At 74.5% G+C, this 26,928-nt stretch carries 20 protein-coding genes; 15 read left to right on the forward strand and 5 right to left on the reverse strand.

Translation table 11 applies throughout. The features are described from left to right. Positions 1–119: 119 nt before the first annotated feature. Positions 120–1,343, forward strand: coding sequence for a serine hydrolase (locus I5Q34_RS14005; protein ID WP_199892500.1), 1,224 nt, complete (start codon positions 120–122; stop codon positions 1,341–1,343). Positions 1,344–1,494: 151 nt separating this feature from the next. Then, positions 1,495–2,283 carry an SDR family NAD(P)-dependent oxidoreductase gene (locus I5Q34_RS14010; protein ID WP_199892501.1) on the forward strand — a complete coding sequence of 263 codons (789 nt, stop codon included), beginning with the start codon at positions 1,495–1,497 and terminating at the stop codon, positions 2,281–2,283. A gap of 4 nt (positions 2,284–2,287) precedes the next feature. Here I5Q34_RS14010 and I5Q34_RS14015 read toward each other — a convergent pair whose 3' ends face one another. From I5Q34_RS14015 to I5Q34_RS14025, 3 genes are all read right to left on the reverse strand, one after another. Then, positions 2,288–3,142, reverse strand: a complete 855-nt coding sequence (locus tag I5Q34_RS14015) for an EamA family transporter (RefSeq protein ID WP_199892502.1) — start codon at positions 3,140–3,142, stop codon at positions 2,288–2,290. Positions 3,143–3,188: 46 nt separating this feature from the next. Then, complete coding sequence (locus I5Q34_RS14020) at positions 3,189–4,802, reverse strand: penicillin-binding transpeptidase domain-containing protein (protein ID WP_199892503.1); 1,614 nt, start codon at positions 4,800–4,802, stop codon at positions 3,189–3,191. A gap of 167 nt (positions 4,803–4,969) precedes the next feature. After that, positions 4,970–6,733 carry a dolichyl-phosphate-mannose--protein mannosyltransferase gene (locus I5Q34_RS14025; RefSeq protein WP_199892504.1) on the reverse strand — a complete coding sequence of 588 codons (1,764 nt, stop codon included), beginning with the start codon at positions 6,731–6,733 and terminating at the stop codon, positions 4,970–4,972. A 105-nt stretch (positions 6,734–6,838) separates the two neighbouring features. Between I5Q34_RS14025 and rsmI the strand changes: the two genes are divergently transcribed. The 10 genes from rsmI (at position 6,839) to I5Q34_RS14075 (ending at position 21,505) form a co-directional block, all read left to right on the forward strand. Continuing rightward, on the forward strand, positions 6,839–7,693 hold the full coding sequence (gene rsmI, locus I5Q34_RS14030) for a 16S rRNA (cytidine(1402)-2'-O)-methyltransferase (protein ID WP_199892505.1): 855 nt from the start codon (positions 6,839–6,841) through the stop codon (positions 7,691–7,693). A gap of 277 nt (positions 7,694–7,970) precedes the next feature. Further along, complete coding sequence (locus I5Q34_RS14035; protein ID WP_199892506.1) at positions 7,971–8,432, forward strand: hypothetical protein; 462 nt, start codon at positions 7,971–7,973, stop codon at positions 8,430–8,432. A gap of 120 nt (positions 8,433–8,552) precedes the next feature. After that, a complete protein-coding gene (locus I5Q34_RS14040) occupies positions 8,553–9,479 on the forward strand; it encodes a TatD family hydrolase (protein ID WP_199892507.1) in 927 nt (308 codons plus the stop codon). Between the two features lie 96 nt (positions 9,480–9,575). Then, positions 9,576–11,066 (forward strand): resuscitation-promoting factor, encoded by a 1,491-nt coding sequence (locus I5Q34_RS14045; protein WP_199892508.1) that lies wholly within the window; start codon positions 9,576–9,578, stop codon positions 11,064–11,066. Continuing rightward, positions 11,063–11,935 (forward strand): 16S rRNA (adenine(1518)-N(6)/adenine(1519)-N(6))-dimethyltransferase RsmA, encoded by an 873-nt coding sequence (rsmA, locus tag I5Q34_RS14050; RefSeq protein ID WP_199892509.1) that lies wholly within the window; start codon positions 11,063–11,065, stop codon positions 11,933–11,935. The genes I5Q34_RS14045 and rsmA overlap by 4 nt, the downstream gene beginning before the upstream one ends. 53 nt (positions 11,936–11,988) lie before the next feature. Further along, positions 11,989–12,909, forward strand: a complete 921-nt coding sequence (locus I5Q34_RS14055) for a 4-(cytidine 5'-diphospho)-2-C-methyl-D-erythritol kinase (protein ID WP_199892510.1) — start codon at positions 11,989–11,991, stop codon at positions 12,907–12,909. 597 nt (positions 12,910–13,506) lie between these two features. After that, the gene (locus I5Q34_RS14060) at positions 13,507–16,014 is read left to right on the forward strand and encodes an FtsX-like permease family protein (RefSeq protein WP_234428757.1); all 2,508 of its coding nucleotides are present in this window, start codon (positions 13,507–13,509) and stop codon (positions 16,012–16,014) included. Positions 16,015–16,072: 58 nt separating this feature from the next. Next, positions 16,073–17,872, forward strand: coding sequence for an ABC-F family ATP-binding cassette domain-containing protein (locus tag I5Q34_RS14065; RefSeq protein WP_199892511.1), 1,800 nt, complete (start codon positions 16,073–16,075; stop codon positions 17,870–17,872). A gap of 830 nt (positions 17,873–18,702) precedes the next feature. After that, positions 18,703–20,442: a PQQ-binding-like beta-propeller repeat protein gene (locus I5Q34_RS14070; protein WP_199892512.1), complete on the forward strand. Its 1,740-nt coding sequence runs from the start codon at positions 18,703–18,705 to the stop codon at positions 20,440–20,442. 334 nt (positions 20,443–20,776) lie between these two features. Then, on the forward strand, positions 20,777–21,505 hold the full coding sequence (locus I5Q34_RS14075) for a LuxR C-terminal-related transcriptional regulator (RefSeq protein WP_199892513.1): 729 nt from the start codon (positions 20,777–20,779) through the stop codon (positions 21,503–21,505). Here I5Q34_RS14075 and I5Q34_RS14080 read toward each other — a convergent pair. Both I5Q34_RS14080 and I5Q34_RS14085 read right to left on the reverse strand, forming a co-directional pair. Continuing rightward, positions 21,453–21,707, reverse strand: coding sequence for a hypothetical protein (locus tag I5Q34_RS14080; protein WP_199892514.1), 255 nt, complete (start codon positions 21,705–21,707; stop codon positions 21,453–21,455). The genes I5Q34_RS14075 and I5Q34_RS14080 overlap by 53 nt on opposite strands. A gap of 15 nt (positions 21,708–21,722) precedes the next feature. Next, the gene (locus I5Q34_RS14085; RefSeq protein ID WP_199892953.1) at positions 21,723–23,393 is read right to left on the reverse strand and encodes a sodium:solute symporter family protein; all 1,671 of its coding nucleotides are present in this window, start codon (positions 23,391–23,393) and stop codon (positions 21,723–21,725) included. 103 nt (positions 23,394–23,496) lie between these two features. Here I5Q34_RS14085 and galT point away from each other — a divergent pair, with 103 nt between their 5' ends. The 3 genes from galT to galK are packed head-to-tail and all read left to right on the forward strand — an operon-like array spanning position 23,497 to position 26,677. Beyond that, complete coding sequence (gene galT, locus I5Q34_RS14090) at positions 23,497–24,537, forward strand: galactose-1-phosphate uridylyltransferase (protein WP_199892515.1); 1,041 nt, start codon at positions 23,497–23,499, stop codon at positions 24,535–24,537. Beyond that, positions 24,534–25,514, forward strand: coding sequence for a UDP-glucose 4-epimerase GalE (gene galE / locus I5Q34_RS14095; protein ID WP_199892516.1), 981 nt, complete (start codon positions 24,534–24,536; stop codon positions 25,512–25,514). The genes galT and galE overlap by 4 nt, the downstream gene beginning before the upstream one ends. Next, complete coding sequence (galK, locus tag I5Q34_RS14100; RefSeq protein WP_199892517.1) at positions 25,511–26,677, forward strand: galactokinase; 1,167 nt, start codon at positions 25,511–25,513, stop codon at positions 26,675–26,677. The genes galE and galK overlap by 4 nt, the downstream gene beginning before the upstream one ends. Positions 26,678–26,928 lie beyond the last annotated feature (251 nt).

The raw sequence follows: 26,928 nt of genomic DNA on the forward strand, positions 1-26,928 counted from the left end.
CCGGGCCCCGGGGCGGAGCCCCGGAAGAAACGGTGAAAGGGCGGGGCAGGGGCAACCTCCCCGCGCAGCGGCCGCCCCGGGCGGACCCGGTCCACGCGCGTAAACCGCGCACGTGCACCATGGAGGGGCACGTGCAAGGAACAACGCAGTGGGAGCGGACAAACGTGACGGACGTCCAAGGCACGACAGCGACCGGTTTCGAACCGGTCCGGGACGCCTTCGCAGACAACTTCGCCCGCCGAGGCGAACGCGGCGCCGCCGTCGTCGTCCACCGGCACGGCCGCAAGGTCGTCGACCTCCGCGCCGGCACCGCGGACGTCGACGGCACCACCCCCTGGACCCCCGGCACCGCCCAGATCGTCCGCTCCGCCACCAAGGGCGTCGCCGCGGCCGTCCCCCTCCTCCTCCACCAGCGCGGCCTGGTCGACCTCGACGCCCCCGTCGGCACGTACTGGCCGGAGTTCAAGGCCGCCGGCAAGGAACGCGTCCTGGTCCGGCATCTGCTCGCGCACCGCGCCGGGGTGCCCGCCCTCGACACCCCGCTCACCCCCGCCCAGGCCATCGACGGCGTCAGCGGCCCGCGCGCCGTCGCCGCCCAGGCGCCGGCCTGGGAACCGGGGACCGACCACGGCTACCACGCCCAGACCTACAGCTGGCTCCTCGGCGAACTCGTGCTGCGCATCACCGGCCGGACGATCGGCGAGTGGACCGCCGAGGAGATATCCGGGCCGCTCGGCCTCGACCTGTGGATGGGCCTGCCCGCGGCCGAGCAGCACCGCGCCGGGCGCATGGGCGACGTCACGCCGCCGGAGCCGGCCGGCGGCACGCCCGGCCTGCGGATCCGGCCCAAGCAGGCCGTCGCCGACGCCTACGCGGACCCGGCCTCCCTCACGCGGCGCGCCTTCGCCGCGATCGACCCGGCCCCGGACGAGAACGACCCCGCCTACCGGGCGGCCGAACTCCCCGCCTCGGCGGGCATCGCCACCGCCGAGGCGCTCTCCCGCTTCTACGCGGCGCTCATCGGGGACGTCGAGGGCGGCGGCCGCCGGCTGTTCGCGCCCGCGACGCTGACCCTGGCCCGCACGGAGGAGTCCGCCGGCCCGGACCGGGTCCTCATCGCCAGGACCCGCTTCGGCCTCGGCTACATGCTGCACGGCCCCGCGTCGCCGCTGCTGGGCCCCGGCTCCTTCGGTCACCCCGGCCGGGGCGGCTGCCTGGCCTTCGCGGACCCGGAGAGCGGCATCTCCTTCGGCTACGTGACGAACGGCATGCAGAAGAACGTGACGGCGGACCCGCGGGCGCAGGCACTGGTCCGTGGGGTGGCGCGCTCGCTGGCGGGGTAGGGAGTCCTGACCCGCCCGGTCAGCCCGTCCGGGAAGCTTCGAGGACGAACGCGGCGCAGCCGCATTGCGGTGCGGGCGCGCTGCGGTGCGGGCGCAGCCCGGAAGAAAGGGCGGGTCCGGGGCACGACTCACCACCCGAAGGGGCCCGCACATGCCGGAACCGCGCTTCGCCGACTGGTCCGTCCTCGTCACCGGCGCGGGCCGCGGCATCGGCGCCGCCACCGCCCGGCGCCTCGCCGGCGAAGGCGCCCGCGTCCTCGTCACGGACCTCGACGGCGACCGCGCCGAGCGCACCGCCGCCGGCATCCGCGCGGGCGGCGGTACCGCCGAAGCCCTCGTCTGCGACGTCGCGGACCGCGCCGCCGTCGACCGGGCCGTCGCACACGCCGTCAGGGCCTTCGGCCGCCTCGACGTCCTCGTCAACAACGCCCTCTCCTGCGGCCCCGATCCCGCCCTCTTCGAGGACTACCCGGACGAACTCTGGCAGCGCGACCTCGACATCACCCTCGGCGGAGCCTTCCGCTGCGCGCGGGCCGCGCTGCCGCACCTGGCCGCCGCCGACGGCCGCGGGGCCGTCGTCAACATCGGCTCCGTCAACGGCGAGCAGGACTTCGGCAACCACGCCTACAGCGCCGCCAAGGCCGGCCTCGCGAGCCTCACCCGCACCCTGGCCGGCCAGGCCGCACCCCGCGGCGTACGGGTCAACCTCGTCGCCCCGGGCACCGTCCACACCCCCAACTGGGACGGCCGTGAGGACGTGTTGCGCCGGGCCGCACCGCACTATCCGCTCGGCCGGGTCGGCCGCCCCGAGGACATCGCGGCGGCCGTCGCCTTCCTCGCCTCGCGGGACGCGGCATGGATCACGGGCGTGACGCTGCCCGTCGACGGCGGGATCCTCGTCGGCAACATCGGCCTGCGCAGGGCGCTCAGGGGCGAGTGAGGGCTCAACCCGCGTGCAGCATCAGCCCGATGCCCACCACCAGCAACGCCGCCGCCGCGACCCGCGGCGCCCCGAACCGCTCCTTGAACAGCACCGTCCCGATCGCCGCCCCCACGATGATCGACGATTCGCGCAGCGCCGCGACCGGCGCCAGCTCGGCCCGCGTCTGCGCCCACAGCACCAGCCCGTAGGCGAACACCGACAGCGCGCCGCCGAACAGCCCGCGCACCGCGAACGGCCGGGCGTCCGCCACGAGCGCGCGCCGCCGGACGGCCAGGGCGTACAGGGGGATCGGCGCCCCCTCCAGGATCATCAGCCAGGCCGTGAAGCCCAGCGACGAGCCGGAGTGGCGCACCCCCAGGCCGTCCACGACGGTGTAGCCCGCGATGGCCAGCCCCGTCCCCACCGCCGCCAGGACCGCCGTCCCGTCGACCGAGCCGCCACCCCCGCCGCGTACGCCCCACAGCGCCACGCCCACCAGCCCGGCCGACGCCACCGCCACCCCGGCGAGCTGCCACCCGTCCGGCAACTCCCCGGCGAACAGGGCCGCCAGGACGGTGACCGCCAGCGGTGCCGTGCCCCGGGCGATGGGATACATCTGCCCGAAGTCGCCGAGCGAGAACGAGCGCATCAGCAGCGTCATGTAGAGCACGTGCAGCACCGCCGAGGCGCCCAGGTAGGGCCAGGACGCCGGGTCGGGCGGCGGGGCGAACAGCAGCAGGGCGGCGCCGCAGAGCGCGTTGCCCAGGCCCACCAGCGTGAAGGCGACCAACTGGTCCCGTATGCCATGGGCGATGGCGTTCCAGCCGGCGTGGGTGACGGCGGCGGTGAGGACGGCGAGGACGACCAGTGGGGTCATGGTGACGACCGTATGCGGGGCGGGCGGCCGGGTGCTGTTGTCCGCGTCACCCGGTGCGCAGCACCGCCGCCACCACCGGACCCGCCGAGTCGCCGCCGTGGCCGCCCCGGGGTATGACCGCCGCGGCCGCCATGTCGCCCCGGTAGGCGGTGAACCAGCCGTTGGGCCGCTCCTGGCCGTCCACTTCCGCCGAGCCGGTCTTCGCACCGACGTCCCCGCCGAGCCCGGCCATCGCCGTCCGGCCGGTGCCGCCGAGCGCGGTGAGGCGCATCATGCGGCGCAGCCCGTCCGCGACGGGCCCGGGCAACGGGCGGGCGGCGCGGGCGAGTTTCAGGCCGGCCACCTCGGGGTCCACCAGGTGCGGCTGGCGGAAGGTGCCGTCCTTCACGGTGGCGGACACCGACGCCATGGTGAGCGGATTCATCTGCACCTGGCCCTGGCCTATCATCGCGGCCGCCTTCTCCGCGCCGCTCCCGTCCGGCACCCGGCCGTCGAACGTGGTCACCCCGGCCTGCCAGTCCATGCCGAGGCCGAACACGTCCCGCGCCTCGGCGCCGAGGTCCGCGTCCGTGACCTTGCCGGCCAGCGAGACGAAGGCGGTGTTGCAGGAGGCGGCGAAGTCCTGGGCGAAGGTGGCGCCCGCGTTCTCGCTCTTCTCCACGTTGTGGAACTGCTTGCCGTAGGTGGCGTACCGGGGGCAGGGCAGCGGCTCGTTCGTCCGCGCCGCGCCCTTCTCCAGCAGCAGCGCGGCGGTGACCACCTTCATCGTCGACCCGGGCGCCGTGCGGCCCAGCAGCGCCGCGTTGAACCCGGCGCGCCGGGCGCCGGTGTCGGCGACGGCCAGGATCTCCCCGGTGCTCGGGCGCAGCGCCACCACCGACGCCTCGTCGCGCCGGGCCACCGCGTCCTCCGCGGCCCGCTGGGCGCGGGCGTCCAGCGTCGTGCGCAGCACGGCGGGCTCGCCCTTGTCGATCACGTGCAGCGTGCGGCCGGGGCCCGTGCCGTCGGCCCGCTCGGCGCGGACCTCCACCGCCTGCCGGCCGCCGGCCCGCTGCCCGAACCGCTTGCGCAGATCGGGCAGGACGGCCGCGAGCGACGGGAACTCCCCGGCGTTCAGCTCCCGCCCGGCGCGGTCGACGGCCTTGAGACCGGACGTCCCGCCGGGGCCCGTCCGCAGCGTCTCGCCCGGCGCCAGCTTCGGGTGCAGCACCGCCGGCTGCCAGTCCACCACCGCGCGCCCGGTCGTCCGGCCGCGCACGACGCCGAGCGACGACTCGTACGTCCACGTCGAGCGCCGGTCCTTGAAAGCGACCTCGGCGGTGACGGTGAAGGGCACCTTCGGCCCCGCGGCGGCCCCCTGCCGGAACGTCACCTTCGTGATGCCCGCGCCCTCGCGGTACCCGCCCAACGCGGCCGACGCCGCCTGCGCGTTGTCGGTGAGCGCCGCGGCCCCCTCCGCGTCGCCCTTCGCCCACGCGGCGAGGAAGTCCCGCGCGGTGCGCTCCACTTCGTCCGCCGTCGGCGGGCCCGTCCGCTCGGGTCTCGCCTCCCGGCTCACGCCGCTCCCCACGTCGTCCACCAGCCGGTACGCCCCGAACCCGGCGCCGCCCAGCAGCGCCGCGGCGATGACCCCCACCGTGACCTTCGCTCCCGTGCGCATCGTCAGCCCCTCCCCACCCGCGGCACACCCTGCGCCGCGGAACTGTTCCTCGGCTCAGCACACTACGGGAGGGCACTGACAACGCACCGTGCGTGACCGGGAGTCGTAACTCACCTCATATCAGACACGGCGGACAACAGCCGCAGACACCTCGGACAACGGCCGTGTCAGATCCAGGTGTCGAACCACATCCGGTTCCGCCACGCGTCCAACGGGATCGCCTGGCCGGTGTAGAGGGGGAAGAAGTAGATGAAGTTCCAGACGATCAGCAGGATCAGCGTCCCCGCCCCGACGATCCCGGCCACCCGCCGGCGTTCCGTCGTCCCGCGCGGGCCCACGATCGCCCCGATCATCATGGCCACCGCCAGGCACAGGAACGGTACGAACACCACGGTGTAGAAGTCGAAGATCGTCCGGTCCTGCCACTTGAACCACGGCAGCAGACCCGCCGCCACGCCGCACAGGATCGCGCCGGCCCGCCAGTCGCGCCGGAAGAACCAGCGGAAGAGCAGGTAGGCCAGGGCGAAGCAGGCGGCCCACCACAGCACCGGCGTGCCCAGCGCGAGGACTTCGCGCGCGCACTTGCCCGCGGTGTCCGTGGGACAGCCGTCGTGCCCGGCGGCCGGGGACTCGTAGAAGTAGGAGACGGGGCGGCCCTGGACCAGCCAGCTCCACGGGTTGGACTGGTAGGTGTGCGGGGAGGCGAGGTTGGTGTTGAACTTCCACACCTCCTCCTCGTAGTGCCACAGGCTGCGCAGCGGGTTGAGGACGCCGGCCAGGAAGCCGTCGGAGCTGTAGCCGCCCTCGGTCTCGGCCCAGTGCCGGTAGTAGCCGCTGTGCTGCCAGCCCTGGGTCTCGCTGTACGTACCGCTGTTGGCGAACCAGCCGGCCCAGGAGGCCAGGTAGACGGCGAGCGCCACCGGCACCGTGGCGAGGAACGCCCAGGGCGCGTCCCGCCGCAGCATCGCGCGCCAGGGCCGGCGGGCGCCCGCCAGGCGGCGCGAGCCCACGTCCCACAGCACGATCAGCAGGCCGAACGCGGCCAGGTAGACCGCGCCGTTCCACTTCGTGGCGGCGGCGAGCCCCAGGAACACCCCGGCCGCGATCCGCCAGGGCCGCCAGCCGAGCCGCAGCGTGCCGCCGACCGCCGCGTCCGGGCGGGCGACGCCCTCGTCGGTCTCCGGCAGCGCCGCGGCCAGCCGGGCCCGGGCCTTGTCGCGGTCGACGAGGACGCAGCCGAAGGCCGCGAGCACGAAGAACATCAGCACCAGGTCGAGCAGCGAGGTGCGGCTCATCACGAAGTGCATGCCGTCCACGGCCATCAGCCCGCCGGCGACGCAGCCGAGGAAGGTGGAGCGGAACAGCCGCCGCCCGATCCGGCAGAGCATCAGCACCGACAGCGTGCCCAGCAGCGCGACCATGAAGCGCCAGCCGAACGGCGTGAGCCCGAAGAGCTGCTCGCCGATGCCGATGACCCACTTGCCGGCCGGCGGGTGCACGACGAACGAGGGGGCGTCGGCGACGTGGTCGTGGCCCTGGATGATCCGGGCGTTGATGTCGTCCGGCCACTTGGCCTCGTAGCCGTACTTCCACAGCGCCCAGGCGTCCTTGGCGTAGTACGTCTCGTCGAATATCACCGCGTTCGGGCTGCGCAGGTTGTGGAACCGCGTCAGCCCCGCGACCAGCGCCACCAGCAGCGGGCCGAGCCAGCCCAGCGAGCGCGCGAGCAGCCGCGCCGGCCCCGGCCGCACGCCCAGCACCGTCCACAGCCGGGTGCCCGGCTCGGGGAAGGGCGGTACGAGCCGCTCGCGCACGCCGCCCCCGCGCGGGGGGGCCGCGTAGCCGAAGCGGCGCAGTCGGAGCTGCCACGGGGGCGGCTGGCCGGCGGCCGTGCTCTCTCGCCGGTCGTGCGTCGCGGTGTCACTGGTCACCGCGCCATCGTAGGGAACCGGCCTGTGCGGGGGCGGGGGAGCGGGGAGCGCGCGGCGGCGGAGCGGGCGGTCGGCGCGCGCCGGGCGGCCTGCGAGGATGGGGAGGTGACTGGAACGCTCGTACTCGCAGGAACCCCCATCGGCGACGTGGCCGACGCGCCGCCGCGGCTCGCCGCCGAGCTGGCCGCCGCCGAGGTCATCGCCGCGGAGGACACCCGGCGGCTGCGCCGGCTCACCCAGGCGCTGGGGGTGCACACCACGGGCCGGGTCGTCTCGTACTTCGAGGGCAACGAGTCGGCGCGGACGCCCGAGCTCGTCGAGGCGCTGGCCGGCGGGGCGCGGGTGCTGCTGGTCACGGACGCGGGGATGCCGTCGGTCTCCGACCCCGGCTACCGGCTGGTCGCCGCCGCCGTCGAGCGCGGGGTGAAGGTGACCGCCGTCCCCGGTCCGTCCGCGGTGCTCACCGCGCTCGCGGTGTCCGGGCTGCCGGTGGACCGGTTCTGCTTCGAGGGCTTCCTGCCGCGCAAGGCCGGGGAGCGGCTGGGCCGGCTGCGCGAGGTGGCGGACGAGCGCCGGACCCTCGTCTACTTCGAGTCCCCGCACCGGCTGGAGGACTCCCTGGCGGCCATGGCCGAGGCCTTCGGCGCCGAGCGCCGGGCGGCCGTCTGCCGGGAGCTGACCAAGACCTACGAGGAGGTCCGCCGCGGTCCGCTGGCGGAGCTGGCCGAGTGGGCGGCCGGGGACGTCCGCGGCGAGATCACGATCGTCGTCCAGGGCGCCGTCCCCGGACCCCCGGAGACGGACGCGGACGAGCTGGTCCGCCGCGTGCGGGTGCGCGAGGAGGCGGGGGAGCGCCGCAAGGAGGCGATCGCCGCCGTGGCCGCGGAAGCCGGGGTGCCGAAGCGTGAGGTGTTCGACGCGGTGGTCGCCGCGAAAACCGCCGCGAAATCCGTGGAGTAGCCGTCGAGTGGTCGTCGAGTAGTCGTGGAAGCGGAAGTGGACACGCCAAAAAATGCCGGGCGACAAGTCTCGCCGTAAAGTAAAGGGCCGGAGTTAAAAGCAAAGGTCATACCTTGCTCCCGGGCTCTTCGGGCATGGAGCGGTTAAGTTTCCCCCAATTCGGTGATTGGGGTGCTGCGTCGGCGCGGGAATGGGCGTTCCCTGGTGGTGGGACGTCCGATCCCGGAAACAGCGTCCGATCAGGACAGGAAATGTCCGGCGGACAAGAGGAGCTGCCATGAGCGAGACCGCAGGAACCTCGAGCGGCGTGGAGCCCGCGACCACGATCCGCACGGCGCCCGCCCGCCCCGGGCCGGAGACCGTGCACGAGTCGTACGCCTTCGCCTGCATGCGGTGCGGGCACTGCTGGGAGCAGTCGTACGAGATAGAGCACCACGTGGACGCCGAGGGGAAGCCCTTCGTGACGTACTACGCGGACGGGGTCCGCGTGCCCTCCCCGCTGACCCGCCCCACGTGCGCGAACTGCGGCGCGCACGTCGTCCGCATCATGCGCTCGGGGCAGGTGTCCCAGGTGGCCGACGCCCTCCACCTCGCCTCGCACTCGACCGTTTCGCCGGTCTCCCCGACCGGCCCGTTCAACAGCGGCGGCATTCCGGTCGACAGCCGGCCGGAAGCGGGCGAGGAGAAGCACCGCCACTGGCACCTCTCCGACCTGCTGCACCCCTTCCACCGGAAGTAGCCGGGCGGAAGCAGCCGGGTTCCACCGGACGCAGTCCGGCTTTCGCCGGAAGCAGCCCCGGCTTTCACCGGAGGCGGCCCGGCCGGACCGGGCCCGGAGCCGGTCTCTAGAATCCCGACCATGGCGGCGACAGCACGGAACAGCGGTTCGGCGGACGGCGAGCGGAAGAAGAAGGACAAGGACCTCAAGGACGTCCCTCCGCCGCCCCCGGCCCCGCTGAACGTGCCCGTGGCCGACTCGCACACCCATCTGGACATGCAGGGCACGAGCGTCGAGGAGGCCCTGGCCGCGGCCGCCGCCGTCGGTGTGACCACGGTGATCCAGGTGGGGTGCGACCTGGCAGGCTCCCGCTGGGCGGCGAAGACCGCCGCCGAGCACGAGAACGTCTGGGCCGCCGTGGCCCTGCACCCCAACGAAGCGCCGAGGATCGTCCTCGGCGACCCCGACGGCTGGTCGCGCCAGGGGGCCCGCGAACCGGGCGGCACGGCCGCCCTCGACGAGGCGCTGGCGGAGATCGACGCCCTGGCCGCCCTGGAGGCGGTGCGCGGCGTGGGCGAGACCGGCCTCGACTTCTTCCGCACCGGGCCGGAGGGCGTGGCCGCCCAGGAGTACTCCTTCCGCCGGCACATCGACATCGCCAAGCGGCACGGCAAGGCCCTGGTCATCCACGACCGGGACGCCCACGACGACGTGCTGCGGGTGCTCGCCGAGGAGGGCGCGCCCGAGACGGTGGTCTTCCACTGCTTCTCCGGCGACGCCGCGATGGCCAAGATCTGCGCCGAGGCCGGCTACTACCTCTCCTTCGCCGGCAACGTCACCTTCAAGAACGCCCGGCCGCTGCGCGACGCCCTGGCCGTCGCCCCGCTCGACCGCATCCTCGTCGAGACCGACGCCCCCTTCCTGACACCCGCGCCCCACCGGGGACGGCCCAACGCGCCGTACCTCATTCCGGTCACTTTGCGGGCGATGGCCGCAGTGAAGGGCGTCGACGAGGACGCCCTGGCCACGGCGGTCGGCGCGAATACCGCACGCGCGTTCCGCTATTGACCCCTGAATCACGACACAGTGTGACTATCGGACTTTGGAGAGTCACCAAAGCTTCGCTACAGTCCTGGCCCGTCAGCCCGGACCCAGTGGAGTGTCGTGAGCCATCCTCAGGGCAGCCCCCACGCTGCGCGCCTCGGTGCGGCGGAGCCGCCGTCGTACCTCCCGTACGCACCGCAGCACGACGCGTACGGGACCCAGGAGTCCTACGGGGTCCATGGTGCCCCTGAGATCCACGAGGCGTACGTGCCCCGGCAGTCCTCGGGGTCGCCCACGGACGGCGCGGATGTCCTGACGGGGGTCGTCCACCCCCCGTACGACCCCGCCGCCTACGCCGACCCCGCCTCCATCGCTCCCGTCCCCGCCCAGCACCGCCTCCCGGCGGGCCCCTTCGGCGGCTACGACGACGAGCCGCCCGAGGACCTCTACGGCGAGCCCGGCCGGCCCGGCCGCGCCGGCGGCCGCCGGGCGACGCGCCGCAAGCGGACCGGGACCGTCCCTGACCCGCTGCGCCGGCTGCTCCCGCAGGCCCTGGTCGTCGCCTTCCTGGCCGGCGGCACCTCCGCCTTCATCGCCAGCGACAAGGCCGTCCAGCTCAGCGTCGACGGCACGCCGCGCACCCTGCACACCTTCGCCGACGACGTCGGGGAGCTGCTGGCCGACGAGGGCATGGCCGTCGGCGAGCACGACATCGTCGCCCCCGGCCGCGACCACGACCTCGCGGCCGGCGACCGCGTCGTCGTCCGCTACGGCCGCCCGGTCGCCCTCACCCTCGACGGCGAGCGGCGCCAGGTGTGGACCACCGCCCGGACCGTGGACGGCGCCCTGCGCCAGCTCGGCGTCCGCGCCGAGGGCGCCCACCTCTCCGCCTCCCGCTCCGCCCCGATCTCCCGCCGCGGCCTGGACCTGGACGTCCGCACCGAGCGCACCCTCACCTTCATGGCCGACGGCCACGAGCACACCCTGCGCACCAACGCCGCCACCGTCCGCGAGGCCATCCAGCAGGCCGGCATCGTCCTCCGCGGGCAGGACACCGCCTCCGTGGACCCCGAGAGCTTCCCGCGCGACGGCCAGACGATCTCGATCATGAGGATCACCGGTGGCCAGGAGGTCCGCGAGATTCCCGTCGACTTCACCACCGAGCGCCACGACGACCCCACGCTCACCAAGGGCACCGAGGTCGTCGCCCAGCGCGGCGAGAAGGGCCTCCAGCGCGTCACCTACGCGCTGCGCACTGTCAACGGTGTCAAGCAGAAGCCCAAGAAGATCTCCTCGGAGACCGTGCGCAAGCCCCGCACCCAGATCGTCAAGGTCGGCACCAAGGCGGTGCCCACCACGGTCCAGGGCGCCGAGGGGCTCAACTGGAGGGCGCTGGGCCAGTGCGAGGCGGGCGGGCGGGCCGGTGCGGTGGATCCGTCGGGCACCTACGGCGGCCTCTACCAGTTCGACGTCCGCACCTGGCAGTCCCTCGGCGGCTCCGGCCGCCCGCAGGACGCCTCCGCCGAGGAGCAGACGCTGCGGGCCAAGAAGCTCTACGTGCGCCGGGGGGCGAGCCCGTGGCCGGTGTGCGGCCGTAAACTTCACGGGTGAGCACCCCCAGCACAGACGAGAACGGCGCCCTGCTCGGCCCCGCCGACATCCGCGAACTGGCCGCCGCCCTCGGGGTGCGGCCGACCAAGCAGCGCGGCCAGAACTTCGTGATCGACGCCAACACGGTCCGGCGCATCGTCCGGACCGCCGAGGTGCGGCCCGACGACGTCGTCGTCGAGGTCGGCCCCGGGCTCGGCTCGCTGACCCTCGCCCTGCTGGAGGCGGCCGACCGGGTCGTCGCCGTCGAGATCGACGACGCGCTCGCGGCCGCGCTGCCGTCGACCGTCGCCGCCCGGCTGCCCGGCCGCGCCGACCGCTTCTCCCTCGTGCACAGCGACGCCATGCGGGTCGAGGAGCTGCCCGGCCCGGCGCCCACCGCGCTGGTCGCCAACCTGCCGTACAACGTCGCCGTCCCTGTGCTGCTGCACATGCTCGACCGCTTCCCCAGCATCGAGCGGACCCTGGTCATGGTGCAGGCCGAGGTGGCCGACCGGCTGGCCGCGCCGCCCGGCTCCAAGGTCTACGGCGTGCCGTCCGTGAAGGCCGCCTGGTACGCCGAGGTGAAGCGGGCCGGCGCCATCGGCCGCAACGTCTTCTGGCCCGCCCCGAACGTCGACTCCGGCCTCGTCTCGCTGGTGCGGCGCGCGAAGCCCATCGAGACCACGGCGAGCAAGGCGGAGGTCTTCGCCGTCGTGGACGCCGCGTTCGCCCAGCGCCGCAAGACGCTGCGCGCCGCGCTCGCGGGCTGGGCGGGCTCCGCGGCGGCGGCGGAGGCCGCGCTGGTCGCGGCCGGGGTCTCGCCGCAGGCCCGCGGGGAGTCGCTGACGGTCGAGGAGTTCGTGGCCATCGCCGAGCACAAGCAGGACTGACCCGATCTCAGGACTGACCCGATCTTCTTGATCTTTTTGAGGAGCTGTTCCCCGTGACCGCGCCGTCGTCCGTCACCGTCCGCGTCCCCGCCAAGGTCAACGTCCAGCTCGCCGTCGCCGGGCCGCGGTCCGACGGCTTCCACGCGCTGGCCAACGTCTTCCTCGCCGTCTCCCTGTACGACCGCGTCACCGTCACGCCCGCGGACGAGCTGCGGGTGACCTGCTCCGGGCCGGACGCGGCGCAGGTACCGCTGGACGCGAGCAACCTGGCCGCCCGGGCCGCCCTCGCCCTGGCCGGGCGGTACGGGCGCGAGGCGCGCGTCCACATCCACATCGACAAGGACATCCCCGTCGCCGGGGGCATGGCCGGCGGGAGCGCGGACGGGGCCGGCGCGCTGGTGGCGTGCGACGCGCTGTGGGGCACGGGTGCCTCGCGGGACGAACTCCTGGAGATCTGCGCCGAATTGGGCAGCGACGTGCCCTTCAGCCTGATCGGCGGGGCCGCGCTGGGGGAGGGGCGGGGCGAGGTGCTCACCCCGCTGGAGACGGGTGGCACCTTCCACTGGGTCTTCGCCGTCGCGGACGGCGGGCTGTCGACCCCGGCCGTCTACGGCGAGTGCGACCGGCTGCGGGCGGCGGCGGGCACGGACCCCGGGCCGGGGCAGCCCTCGGCGTCCCCCGCCCTGCTCGCCGCGCTGCGCGCGGGCGACGCGGCGGCGCTGGCGGGCGCGGTCTCCAACGACCTCCAGCCGGCGGCGCTTTCGCTGCGGCCGTCGCTGGCGTCGACGCTCGCCGCCGGCGCCGAGGCGGGCGCGCTGGCCGCGCTGGTCTCGGGCTCCGGCCCGACGACGGCCTTCCTGGTGAAGTCGGCGGAGGACGGGGAGCGGGTGGCGGCGGCGCTGGCGGCGTCGGGGACGTGCCGGGCGGTGCGGGGGGCGGCGGGGCCGGTGGGTGGTGCGACGGTGGTGGGGTGAGGGGTTCGCCCCCCGGCCCGCCCTTTCACCGTTTCCGCAGGGGCTGCGCCCCTTCGTAACCCCCGTGTGGCGCGGGGCGCGCCGGGCCTGCGCTCCGCGCGGTGGGTGCGGGGGCTTCGCCCCCTGGGCCCCTCGGCCCGGCACCGCGCTTCGCGCGGTGGGCGGCCGGGCTGGACATCCTGCGTGGGGCTGGACATCCTGCGCGGGCACGAATCAGCCTGTCTGGGGGTCGCCCCCTCCGGGGAGTTTGAGGACAGCGCCCGGAGGGCGCTTCGGGGGTGCAGGGGGCGGAGCCCCCGCCTCACCGCGCGGAGCGCGGCCTCGGAGGCGCAGCCCCCGCCCACCGCGCGGAGCGCGGCCTCGGAGGCGCAGCCCCCGCCCACCGCGCGCAGCGCGGTTCCAGGGGTCCAGGGGGTGCAGCCCCCGGCCAACGCGGCGCAGCCGCGTTGCGGGCCCCGGGGCTTGCCCCGGAAGAAACGGTGAAAGGGTGGGGCCGGGGCGAAACCCTCCCCACCCCCACCCTGGGGCTACCCCCACCCCCACAACACCCGCTGCTCCCATGGGCCCGCACCCACCCCCCTCCCTACCGTCGGTCCTATGATCGGCAAGCTCGCCCGGCGTTCCCTCCGGCACCGCACCGGCGGATTCCTCGCCACCTTCCTCGCCCTCGCCATCGGCGCGACCATCGTCATGGCCTGCGGGGGCCTCATGGAGACCGGGATCCGCAACAACGTGCCGCCGCAGCGCCTCGCGGGCGCCCAGATCCTCGTCACGGGCGAGCGCACCTACCGGCAGCCGGGGGAGAAGCACGAGGCCGTGCTCCCCGAACGGGCCGGACTCGACGAGGAGTCGGCGCGACGGGCGAGCCGCGTGCCCGGCGTCCGCCGTGCCGTCGGCGAGCGCACCTTCGACGTGGTCGTCGCGGGGGGCAGGGCGGAGGCCCACGGGTGGGAGTCCGCGGCCCTCACCCCGTACAGGCTTACCGGCGGCACCGCCCCCCGTCCCGGCGAGGTCGTCCTCGACACGGACCTGGCGGCCCGCGCCGGGGTCCGCGCCGGCGGCACCGTACGGATCACCACCCGCGGCGGAAGCGCCACCGCGTACCGCGTGAGCGGGGTGGCCCACGGCACCGCCGCGCGCCCCACGCTGTTCTTCGCCGACGCCGACGCCCGGCGTCTCGCCCCCCACCCGGGCACGGTCGCCGACATCGCGATCGTCACCGAGCCGGGCGCGGACCGGGACGCCGTCCGCGAGCGGGTGCGGGAGGCCCTGAAGGGGCAGACCGTGCTGACGGGCGACGACCGGGGCACGGTCGAGCACCCGGAGGCCGTCCGCGGCGCCGAGGACCTGATCGCCCTCTCCGGGGTCTTCGGCGGACTCGCCGTCGCCGTCTCGGTGTTCGTCGTCTCCGGCACCGTCGGCCTGTGCGTCCGGCAGCGCCGCCGCGAGCTCGCCCTGCTGCGGGCGATCGGCGCCGGCCGGGGCATGCTGCGCCGGCTGATCGTCGGCGAGACGCTGCTGGTCGCCGTCCTCGCGGGGGCCGCCGCCTGGTTCGCCGGGCCCGTCGCGGGCCGGCTGCTGTTCGACGCGCTGGTGGACAGCGGAATGGCCGCGGAGACCCTTGAGTTCGGTCAGGGCTGGATCCCGGCGATGCCCGCCTTCGGGGCGCTCCTGCTCACCGCCGTGGGCGGCGGACTGATCGGTGCCCGGCGCGCCGTACGGGCGCGTCCCGTGGAGGCGCTGGGCGAAGCGGCCGTCCAGGAGCGGTGGTTGACTCCCGTCCGGCTGGTGCTGGGGCTGCTGTTCCTGGCGGGGACGGCCGCGCTGGGCATTGTCACGGCGCTGGTGCTGCGCGGCCCGGTCGCGGCGAGCACCGCCGGCCCCACCGTGATGTGCGCGGCCATCGGCCTCGCCCTGCTCGGCCCGTGGTTCACCAGGGCCGTGACGGCGCTGCTGCACTGGCCCGTACGCCTGCTCACCGGCGCGTCCGGCCGGCTCGCGGTCCTCAACTGCCGTGCGACCTCCGTCCGGACGGCCGCCGTCGCCACTCCGGTGATGCTGGTGACCGCCCTCGCCACCGGCATGATCTACCTCCAGACCAGCACGGCCGCGCTCACCGCGAAGGCGTTCGCCGACGAACTGCGCGCCGACGCGGTGCTCTCCTGTGCCGCCGGCGTGGACCCGGCCCTGGCGGCGGCCGTGCGCCGGCTGCCCGAGGTCGCCGCCGCGAGCCCGTCCGTCAACAGCACCGGATACACCGAACGTCCCCACGACGGCGCCGAGAGCAAGCGAGGACTGCCCCTGACGGGCATCGGCGCGGACGGGGCCGAAGAGACCGTCGGCGCGAAGGTCACCGCGGGCAGCCTGGCCGCGCTGCGCGGCGCCGCCGTCGCCCTGCCCGAGCCCCTGGCCCGCCGGATCCACCGCGGCGTGGGGGACACCCTGCGGCTGCGCCTGGGGGACGGTGCCGCGGCGGACGTCCGGGTGGTCGCCCTCGTCGCCGCCCGCGAGGGCTACGAGCACGCCCTGGCCAGCGTCGAACTGCTCGCCCCGCACACCACCCGGGGCCTGCCGTCGCAGATCGTGGTCCGCGCGGCCGACGGCACCGGCCGGGACCGGCTCACGGCCGCGCTCACCCGCTTCGCCGCGCGCCACCCCGGGCTGGAGGTCCACGACCGGGACGCGCTCGCCGCCGGGCACGCCGAGAACACCCGCACCCAGGCCTGGGTCAACTACCTCGTCGTCGGCATGCTCGTCGCCTACACCGTCGTCTCGGTCGTCAACTCGACCGCCGTCGCCGTCGGCGGCCGCCGCAAGGAGTTCGCGCTCCGGCGGCTCACCGGGGCGACCAAGGGCCAGGTGCTGCGCATGATGACGGTCGAAGGGTGCCTGGTCGCCCTGGTCGGCGTCGTCCTGGGCACGCTGGCGGCGGCCACCGCGCTCGTCCCGTTCGCCCTCGCCGCCTCGGACCGCGTCCTGCCGTACGGACCCGTCACGGTCTACCTCGGCGTCGTCGCCGGCGCCGTGACCGTGACCCTCGGCGCGACGCTGCTGCCCGCCCGGGCGGCGCTGCGCACCCGCCCGGTGGAGGCGGCCAGGGTCTAGTCCGGGGCGCGGCCGGCCCATGGGATCCTGAAGGGAGGACCACAGAACGAGGAGCGGAATGGCAGCCAACCTGGTCAATCTGGAAGCCGTCGACAAGGTGTACGGCACCCGTGCGCTGCTCGACGGCGTCTCCCTCGGCGTCAACGAGGGCGACCGGATCGGCGTGGTCGGCCGCAACGGCGACGGCAAGACCACCCTCATCCGCGTCCTCGCCAAGCTGGAGGAGGCCGACAAGGGCCGCGTCACCCACGCGGGTCACGTGCGGCTCGGCGTCCTCACCCAGCACGACTCGCTGGACGCCTCCGCCACCGTCCGGCACGAGGTGATCGGCGACCTCGCCGACCACGAGTGGGCGGGCAACGCCAAGATCCGCGACGTGCTCACCGGGCTGTTCGGCGGGCTCGACCTGCCCGGCTTCCCGCAGGGCCTGGACACCGTCATCGGCCCGCTCTCCGGCGGCGAGCGCCGCCGCATCGCCCTGGCGAAGCTGCTGATCGCCGAGCAGGACCTCATCGTCCTCGACGAGCCCACCAACCACCTGGACGTCGAGGGCATCTCCTGGCTCGCCGGCCACCTGCGGGAGCGCCGCTCGGCGCTCGTCTGCGTCACGCACGACCGCTGGTTCCTCGACCAGGTCTGCACCCGGATGTGGGACGTCCAGCGCGGCACGGTCCACGAGTACGAGGGCGGCTACAGCGACTACGTCTTCGCCCGCGCCGAGCGGGAGCGGATCGCGGCCTCCGAGGAGGCCAAGCGGCAGAACCTCGTCCGCAAGGAGCTCGCCTGGCTCCGGCGCGGCGCCCCGGCGCGCACCAGCAAGCCGCGCTTCCGCATCGAGGCCGCGAACGAGCTGATCGCGGACGTGCCGCCGCCGCGGGACAGCGCCGAGCTGATGAAGTTCGCCGGCTCGCGGCTGGGCAAGACGGTCTTCGACCTGGAGAACGTCACCGTCCAGGCGGGCCCGAAGGTGCTGATCGAGCACCTGACGTGGCAGCTGGGCCCGGGCGACCGGGTCGGCCTCGTCGGCGTCAACGGCGCCGGCAAGACCTCGCTGCTGCGCACGCTCGCCGAGGCGGCCCGGTCGGAGGGCGAGAAGCAGCCCGCGGCGGGCAAGGTGGTCGTCGGAAAGACCGTGAAGCTGGCCTACCTGTCGCAGGAGGTGGCCGAACTCGCCCCCGCCATGCGGGTGCTGGAGGCCGTCCAGCAGGTACGCGACCGCGTCGACCTCGGCAAGGGCCGGGAGATGACGGCCGGGCAGCTGTGCGAGAAGTTCGGCTTCACGAAGGAGAAGCAGTGGACGCCGGTCGGGGACCTGTCCGGCGGTGAGCGCCGCCGTCTCCAGCTGCTGCGGCTGCTGATGGACGAGCCGAACGTGCTCTTCCTCGACGAGCCGACCAACGACCTCGACATCGAGACGCTGACGCAGCTGGAGGACCTGCTCGACGGGTGGCCCGGCTCGATGGTCGTCATCAGCCACGACCGGTACTTCGTGGAGCGCACGACGGACCGGGTGTTCGCCCTGCTCGGCGACCGCTTCCTGCGGATGCTGCCGCGGGGGCTGGACGAGTACCTGGAGCGGCGGGCGGCGGTCCTGGACGCGGCCGCGGCGGCGGCTCCGGCGGCCGCTCCGGTGAAGCAGAAGTCCGCCGGGGACGCGCGGGCCGCGAAGAAGGAGCTGCAGAAGATCGAGCGCCGGCTCGACAAGGTCAGCGAGCTGGAGGCCAAGCTCCACGAGCGGATCGCCGCGCAGGCGACGGACTTCGAGGCGGTGGCGAAGCTGGACGCGGAGCTGCGCGGGCTGGCGTCGGAGCGGGAGGACCTGGAGCTGCGCTGGCTGGAGCTGGCGGAGGAGGTGTAGGGGCGCGCGCCCCGGGCGGGGCTTGCCCCGGCCCCGCCCTTTCACCGTTTCTTCCGGGGAGACCCCGGCCCCCATCCGCCCTCCGGGCGGAGGCGGGGGCTGCGCCCCCTGCACCCCGGCCGGGGTTGCACCCCTGAGCCCCGGTGGGGTTGCGCCCCTGCATCCGGGTGGGGCTCCGCCTCTGCACCCCTGGGGCTGCACCCCGGCCCGAGCGCGGCCGCTCCCTGGACCCTCTTCGGGGCTCTGCCCCGGCCCCCGTCGGCGCCGACCTCCGCCACCCCTGCGCACAGTCCCGCCCACCCTCTCGCACAGCCCCGCCAACTCCGCGCCGCGCCCTGCCGCCACCGCCTCGAACCCGCGCGGAGCGCGGGCCGGGGTGCAGGGGGCGGAGCCCCCGCCGGTCGGCCGAAGGGCGGCTCGGGGCCGGGGACTTGCCCCGGGAAACGGTGAAAGGGCGGGGTGGGGAAACTCGACCCCACGCACACCCCACGCACACCCCACGCGTCACAACCCCCTCACAACGGTCTCGTCACAGCCCGGTATCGGCTCCCCCGGGCACCCGCGAGCGGCCCGTCCGCCGTATCACCGGGTGATACAAAGAACACCCGCTCACGTGCCGCTCACCGGCGGGATCCGCACCCGATGCGCTCCTTCCCGGGAGGGCGCCGTGCGCCGGCCGGCGCCGTGGCGTCACCGGGATCGCGGGGGAGGCCGCCCGGGCCGCGGATTCCGCGCGTAAATGAGGAAAGCTGATGTCACAGCCGCCCCAGCCCCCCCAAGGCTTCGGCGCACCCCAGGACCAGCCCCCCGGTTTCGGGGCTCCTCCCGCCATGCCGCCCCAGCCGCCGCAGGCCCCTCCGGCCCCTCCGGCCCCACCGGTCCCTCCGGCGGCGCCACCCGCTCCGCCGGTCCCCCCGGCCGCGCCTCCCGCGGGCCCCACGCCGCCCGCGTACGGCTACCCGCAGGCGCCGCCCCCACCGGCCCCCGGCGGTTACGGCTACCCCCAGACGCCCCAGACGCCCCAGACGCCCCAGACGCCCCAGACGCCCCAGACGCCCCCCGGCGGCTACGGCTATCCGGCCGGGTACGGGTACGGGTACGCCCAGCAGCCGCCCCCGCCCCCGGCGAAGAACAAGAAGCGCGCCGTCGCCCTCGTCGGTGCCGTCACCGCCTTCGTCCTCCTCGCCGGCGGAGGCGTCTGGTACGCCGTCGCGGGCGGCGGTGACGACGGCAAGGACGATCAGGCCAAGTCCTCGTCCGCCACCAAGGACGGGGGCAAGGGCAAGGGCAAGGACGACGGCGGGGAAGCGGCCGGGAAGGACGCCGGCAAGGCCAAGGAGGGCAAGTTCCTCTTCGGCGCCGAGCAGCCGTCGATCAAGGACAGCAGCCGGCCCGCCGGCGGCATGTGGATCACCGACAAGGTCTTCGCCAAGGGCGACCTCGACAAGGTCGTCGGCTACGGCCTGACCGGCGGCAAGCAGTGGGAGATCCCGCTGGACGGCGACATCTGCTCGGCGCCCAAGCACGTCACCGCCGACGGCAAGACGGCCGTGCTGGTCGCGCAGGCGCCGCCCAGCAGCAGCAAGCCGTACGGCGGCCCGTGCAACCAGGTCGTCGCGCTCGACCTGAACAACGGCAAGAAGCTCTGGCAGAAGTCGGTCGGACTCGGCGACAAGGAAGTCACGTTCGCCGAGGTCACCGTCGGCGGCGGCACCGTCGCCGCGGGCGGCCTGGGCGGCGGCGCCGCCTGGTCGCTGGACGGCAAGGAGCTGTGGAAGCCCAAGGCCGACGACGCCTGCCGGGACGACGGCTACGGCGGCGGCAACAAGCTCGTCGCGGTGCAGCGCTGCGGCGACTACGAGCGTCCGCAGCTGAAGGTGCAGACCCTGGACCCGGCGACGGGCATGCCCAAGTCCTCCTTCAAGGTGCCCAACGGGATCGACTACGCGCACATCGTGTCGACCGATCCGCTGGTCATCGGCGTCAACGCGGGCGACCACACGGGCAACGGCGTCTCCGACTTCATGGCGATCGACGACAGCGGCAAGGACGGCAAGCTGCGCAGCAAGGTCGCCACGGAGAACGGCAAGTTCGCCCCGCGCTGCCCCTCGACCGCCGTGGAGGGCTGCTACAGGCTCGCCGTCGGCAAGGACACCCTCTACCTGCCGTCGGACGACCACCAGACCGGCAAGTCCGGCGAGGCCGGCCGGATCAACGAGGTCGTGGCGTTCGACCTGTCCAACGGCCGGGCGAAGGGCAAGACGGACGGCCGGGTGAGCTCCACGATGGTGCCGATCGGCACGGACAAGGACGGCGCCGCCATCGCCTACCTGACGGCGAGCTGGCGCGCGGGGGGAACGGTCGTCCGGATCGACCCGAACTCCTTCGCCGCGCAGGAGCTGTTGAAGAACCCGCTCGCCACCCAGAAGATCGAGAGCCAGATCTCGCCGCAGTTCGAGCCGGCGATCTGGGCGCAGGGGCGCCTCTATCTGGGCCGCAACTACGTCCACAAGCCGAGCCCGTTCGCGGAAGGCAAGGAGTACATCGCCATGATCTGGGGCACCGGCTGACGAGTGGAGGGAACCGGACGCTCTCGATCGACTGATGGTCGACTGACCGCGGTTGACGACCGGTTGGCGCACCGCTGATCATTTGGCGAGCGCTCGACGCCGTATCCCTGCCGCATCCCTGTCCATCGCGCGTGCATGCCTGAACGATCCGTTTCAGACGCGAAGTACACGTGATTGGCAGGGATTTCGGCATTCCGGGGGACTTCTCACCAGTAGGGGGCGCGGAACGTCGAACAAGCGTGTAGCTTCCGGGGGCAAGAGGGCGACAAAGAGACGTAGCGACGTGAGAAGCGTGGCGACGTGGAGACGTACGCGGGCGACAGGGGGGCAGCGCATGGGCGTGCGGCTCATGGTGGTCGATGACCACCGACTGCTGGCCGAGGCCCTCGCCTCGGCGCTGAAGTTGCGCGGGCACAGGGTGCTGGCGGCGGCCGCGCCGAGCGCGGGGGCGGCCGATCTGGTGGTGAGCCGCGCGCCCGAAGTGTGCCTGCTGGGCACGGCGGCCCCGGCCGAGCCCGGCGCGTTCGAGCCGGTCGTCCGGATCAAGCGGGACCGTCCGCAGGTCGCCGTCGTCGTGCTCGGGCCGGTCCCCAGCCCCCTCGGCATCGCGGCCGCCTTCGCCGCCGGCGCCTCCGGCTACGTCCGGCACAACGAGCGCATCGAGGGCGTCGAGCGGGCCATGCTCAAGGCCCGCGCGGGCGAGGCCGCGGTCGAACCGCAGCTGCTCCAGGGCGCGTTCACCGAGCTGCTCAACCCGGCGGCCCAGCCGGACGACGAGGGCGCCCGGCTGCTCCAGCTGCTGACCCCGCGCGAGGTCGAGGTGCTGGTCCGGGTGGCCGAGGGCGAGGACACCCGGCTGATCGCCGCCGGAATGGGCATAGCGCCCAGCACGGCGCGCACGCACGTCCAGCGCGTGCTGATGAAGCTCGGCGTCGGCTCCCGGCTGGAGGCCGCCGCCCTGGCCGCCCGCACGGGGCTGCTGGACCGGGCCGCGAGCGGTACGCCGGTCGTCAGTCCTCGGGGCGCTCCCCGGAGCGCGGTGGGCCGCCCGGGCGCCACCTGAGCCACAGGAGGAAGACGCCGCCCAGGGCGAGCAGGCCCAGCCCGGTCCAGAGGTTGATGTTGACGCCCTGGGCCTTGGCCAGGTCCTCGTCCGAGGCGGCGATCCCGGCGGCGGTGACGAGGACGCCGTAGACGGTGAACAGCCCGCCGAGGACCAGCCGGATGTCGAACGGCCTTGCCCGGTGCCCGGGTTCGCGCATCATGCTCCTCACTGTGCTTCACCAGGAGAACGGCACGTAACACGCGGCCGCGAGGACGACCGCCCCCCAGCCCAGCACGGCGGGCCTGCGGTACCAGGCGTCCTCGCCCGCCGCCGGCTCCCCGGCCGCCCCCGCGGCCCGCAGGCCGTGCACCAGCCCGGCCAGCTCGGCGTCCGGCCGCGGCGCGGTGCGCCAGGAGACCGCCACCGTCACCACCGCGCCGACCGCGAACGCCACGATCGCGGAGACGAAGTTGGCGCCCTGGTCGGAGGGGATGGAGACGATCCCCTGCCGGTAGAGGCCGAAGTAGTGCGCCATCGCGGCCAGCGTGCCGGACAGCAGCCCCCAGAAACCGCCCGCGGCCGTGGCCCGCCGCCAGAACATCCCGATGACGAAGACGCAGAACAGCGGGACGTTGAAGAACGAGAACAGCGTCTGGAGGTAGTTCATGATGTTGGAGAAGGACGCGGCGACGAACGCGGTGCCCATGCCCGCGAGCACTCCGAGCACCGTCACCACCCGCCCGGTCGCCAGGTAGTACGCGTCCTCCCGGTCCGGCCGCACGTAGCGGGCCCAGATGTCGCTGGTGAACACCGTGTTGAAGGACGAGACGTTGGCCGCCATGCCGGCCATGAAGGCGGCGAGCAGCCCGGTCACGGCCAGCCCCAGCACGCCGTTGGGCAGCAGGTCGCGCATCAGGACCGGGATCGCGTCGTTGTAGTCCAGCCCGCTGCCCGCCCGCCCCAGCGTCGGCTCCACGACCAGCGCGATCAGCCCCGGCACCACGACCACCAGCGGGACGAGCAGTTTGGGGAACGCGGCGATCAGCGGCGTCCGCCGGGCCGCGCCCAGGTCCCGGGCCGACAGCGCCCGTTGCACCTCCGCGAAGTTGGTCGTCCAGTAGCCGAAGCTCAGCACGAAGCCCAGCCCCAGGACGATGGTGAGCCAGTTCGCGCCCAGCGGATTGGCGTGCCCGATCCCCGTACCGCCCCAGGCGGTCAGGAAGTCGTCGCCGCGCCGCTCGGCCACCGCGTCCGCCAGCCCGCCCCAGCCGCCGGCCCGCCGCAGGCCCACCACCGTCAGCGGGATCAGCGAGGCCAGGATGACGAAGAACTGGAGCACCTCGTTGTAGACGGCCGAGGTGAGGCCGCCCAGGGTGATGTAGACCAGGACGAAGAAACCGGCGACGACCACGGCCACCCACTGCGGCCAGCCGAGCAGCGCCCGCAGCACGATCGCCAGGGCGTAGAGGTTGACGCCGGCGATCAGCACCGACGCGACGGCGAAGATGACCGACGACAGCAGGTGCGAGGCCGGCCCGAAGCGGCGCAGCAGGAACTCCGGTACCGAGCGCACCTCGGAGCCGTAGTAGAACGGCATCATCACCAGCCCCAGGAAGACCATGGCCGGTATCGCGCCGATCCAGTACCAGTGCACGGTCGGGACGCCGTACTGGGCCCCGTTGGCGGCCATGCCCAGGATCTCGGTGGCGCCCAGGTTGGCGGCGACGAAGGCGAGACCGGTGACCCAGGCGGGCAGCGTACGGCCCGAGAGGAAGAAGTCCAGGCTGGTGCGCACCGTCCGGCGGGCGGCCCAGCCGATGCCCAGCACGACGGCGAAGTAGAGGCCCAGGATGGTGTAGTCGAGGCCGTTCACCGGGAGCCGGAGCCCGTCGGCCAGGCAGCGCATGGGGAACACCTCGCTCGGATCGACGAGTTGTCGCCCCATGGTTCCCCGTGCCGGGTGGGGAGGGAAGGTGTGGGAGGGAAGCCGCCGAGGGAAGGGTCCCGGTGTGAAGAGGACGGCGACCCGCCTCGCGGACGGCCGCGAGCTGCTCTACTACGACGCCCGGGACGGCGCCGTCCGCGACGCCGCGGACCGGCGCACCCTCGCCCCGGCCGGGCGCGGCGGCGAGCTGCGCACCGATCCGCTGCTGGGCGACACCGTGGCCGTCGCCTCCCACCGCCAGGGCCGCACCCACCACCCGCCGCCCGGCGACTGCCCGCTGTGCCCCACCCGCGACGGCCGGCCCACCGAGATCCCGGCCGCCGACTACGAGGTCGTCGTCCTGGAGAACCGGTTCCCCGCCTTCGCGGGGCCCGGCCGCTGCGAGGTCGTCTGCTTCACGCCCGACCACGACGGCTCCTTCGCCGCCCTGGACGACGAGCGGGCCGCGCTGGTCCTGGCGGCGTGGACGGACCGCACGGCCGAGCTGTCCGCCCTTCCCGGCGTCGAGCAGGTCTTCTGCTTCGAGAACCGGGGCGCGGAGATCGGCGTCACCCTGACCCACCCGCACGGCCAGATCTACGGCTACCCGTTCGTCACCCCGCGCACCGAGCGCGTCCTCGCCTCCGTCGCCGCCCACGGCGAACGCACCGGCCGCAACCTCTTCGACGACGTCGTGGCCGCCGAGGAGGCGGACGGGCGGCGCGTGGTGCTCGCCGGGGAGCACTGGACGGCGTTCGTGCCGTACGCCGCCCACTGGCCGTACGAGGTCCACCTCCACCCCCGGCGGAGGGTCCCCGACCTGACCGCCCTCGGCGACGGCGCCCGCGCCGAGCTGCCGGGCCTCCAGCGGGAGCTGCTGCGCCGCTTCGACCGGCTCTTCGGCCCCGGCGCACCGCCCGCCCCGTACGTCAGCGGCTGGCACCAGGCCCCCGTGCGCCACCCGCTGCGCGCGGAGTTCGCCCTTCACCTCGAGGTCTTCACCGTCCGCCGCACTCCCGGCAAGCTCAAGTTCCTCGCAGGTTCCGAATCCGGCATGAACGTGTTCATCAACGATGTGCCGCCGGAGGCCGCGGCCGAGCGACTGCGAGAGGCAGCAAACGAATGAACACGAGCAAGTGCCTGGTCACGGGCGGCGCGGGCTATGTCGGCAGCGTCGTCGCGGCCCATCTGCTGGCCGCCGGACACACCGTGACCGTGCTCGACGACCTCTCCACCGGCCACCGCGACGCCGTTCCGGAGGGCGCGCGCTTCATCGAGGGGCGCGTGCAGGACGCGGCGCGCCATCTGGACGGTTCGTACGGCGCGGTGCTGCACTTCGCGGCCTCCTCCCAGGTCGGCGAGTCCGTCGCGCACCCCGAGAAGTACTGGCGCAACAACGTCGGCGGGACGCTCGACCTGCTCGACGCCATGCGCACCGCGGGCGTGCGCACCCTGGTCTTCTCCTCCACCGCCGCCACCTATGGCGAGCCGGCCGCCGTGCCGGTCACCGAGGACTCCCCCACCGTGCCCACCAGCCCGTACGGCGCCAGCAAGCTCGCCGTGGACCACATGATCGCCGCCGAGTGCGCGGCCCACGGGCTGGCCGGCGTCTCGCTGCGCTACTTCAACGTGGCGGGCGCGCACGGCCGTTGGGGCGAGCGGCACGATCCCGAGTCGCACCTGGTCCCGCTCGTCCTGCGGGTCGCCCTCGGCGAGCGGCCGGAGATCGCCGTCCACGGCGCCGACTACCCGACCCCGGACGGCACCTGCGTCCGCGACTACCTGCACGTCGCCGACCTGGCCGAGGCGCATCTGCTCGCCCTGGCCGCCGCCCGGCCCGGCGAGCACCTGGTGTGCAACCTCGGCAACGGCAGCGGCTTCTCCGTCCGCGAGGTCGTCGAGACCGCGCGCGAGGTCACCGGCCGGCCGATCCCGCAGCGCACCGGCCCCCGCCGGCCCGGCGACCCCGCCGTGCTGGTCGCCTCCGCCGAGCGCGCCCGCGAGGTCCTCGGCTGGCGGCCCCGCCGCCCGGACCTGGCCGGAATCATCGCGGACGCCTGGGACTTCGCCCGGTCCGCGACCCGGCTCCCGGCGGACGGATGAGCCGGGCCGGGCGCGTCGCGGACGCCTTCCGCGCGGTCTTCGGCACCGCGTGCGCGGGCGTCTGGTCCGCGCCCGGCCGCGTCAACCTCATCGGCGAGCACACCGACTACAACGGTGGCTCGGTGCTGCCCCTGGCCCTGCCGCACCGCACCTGGGCGGCCGCCGCGCCCCGCGCCGACGGGCTGCTGCGGCTGCACTCCGCGCGCTTCCCCGGCGAGCTGGTCCAGCTGGCCGTCGCGGAGCTGGCCCCGGGCGCGGTGCGCGGCTGGGCCGCCTACCCGGCGGGCGTCGCCTGGGCGCTGCGCCGGGCCGGGTACGGGACGGGCGGTGCGGATGTGCATGTGGAGACGGATGTGCCCCTGGGGGCCGGGCTGTCCTCCTCGGCGGCTCTGGAGGTCGCCGTGGCCCTGGCGCTGACCGGGCTCGCCGGGCGGGCCTTTCCGGCCGGGTACGCCGCCCGTCTCCAGCTGGCCCGGCTGACCAGGGACGCCGAGCACGCCTTCACCGGGATGCCCTGCGGGATCATGGACCAGGCGGCGGCCCTGTGCTGCACGACGGGCCACGTGCTCCATCTCGGCACCCGTGATCTCGCCCTGCGCCAGGTCCCGTTCGACCCGGCGGCGCACGGGCTGCGGCTCCTGGTCGTGGACACCCGGGTCGTCCACGCGCTGAGGGACGGCGCGTACGCGGCGCGGCGCGCCGGTTGCGAGGCGGGCGCGCGGGCGCTCGGCGTACGGCTGCTGTGCGATCTCACCCCCTCGCAACTCGACTGGGGACTCTGGGAGTTGGCTCCGCCGCTGCGGCCGCTGCTGCGGCACGTGCTGACGGAGGAGGAGCGCGTCGCCCGGGTGGTCTCCCGGCTGGAGGCCGGCGATCCGCGTGCCGTGGGGGAGTCCCTCACGGCCGGACACGCCTCGCTCCGCGACGACTTCGCCGTCTCCTGCGCCGAACTGGACCTGGCGGTCTCGGTCGCCTGCCGGGCCGGAGCGCTCGGGGCCCGGATGACGGGCGGCGGCTTCGGCGGTTCGGCGGTGGTGCTGGCCGAGGAGACGGACGCGGCGGGTGTGGCGCGGGAGGTGGGCGCCGCCTTCGCGGCCGCGGGCCACCGGCCGCCGAGGGTGTTCGCCGTGGAGCCGGCGGACGGCGCGCGGCGCGACCGCTGAGCCCGGCGGCCGGGCCGGGGCGGGGCCGACGGTGCCCAACTGACCTGCGGCGCTGCGGCGCTTGAGCCATCCGTGCGTCACATCGCGTCGTTCCGTGTCGCCGACTGCCTCAATACTGAACAGAAAGCTCACCATAAACATCCGGGTCAAGCAGTTTTGCGAATCGGCTTCCGTTGTCGTACCCCGGCCGTACGCTGAGCACAGCGTCGGTGGGGGCCGACGCCGATCAGGGGGCGAGACAGGCAGGTACG

The sequence above is a fragment of the Streptomyces sp. AV19 genome, assembly GCF_015999245.1.
Classification (GTDB): Bacteria; Actinomycetota; Actinomycetes; order Streptomycetales; family Streptomycetaceae; genus Streptomyces.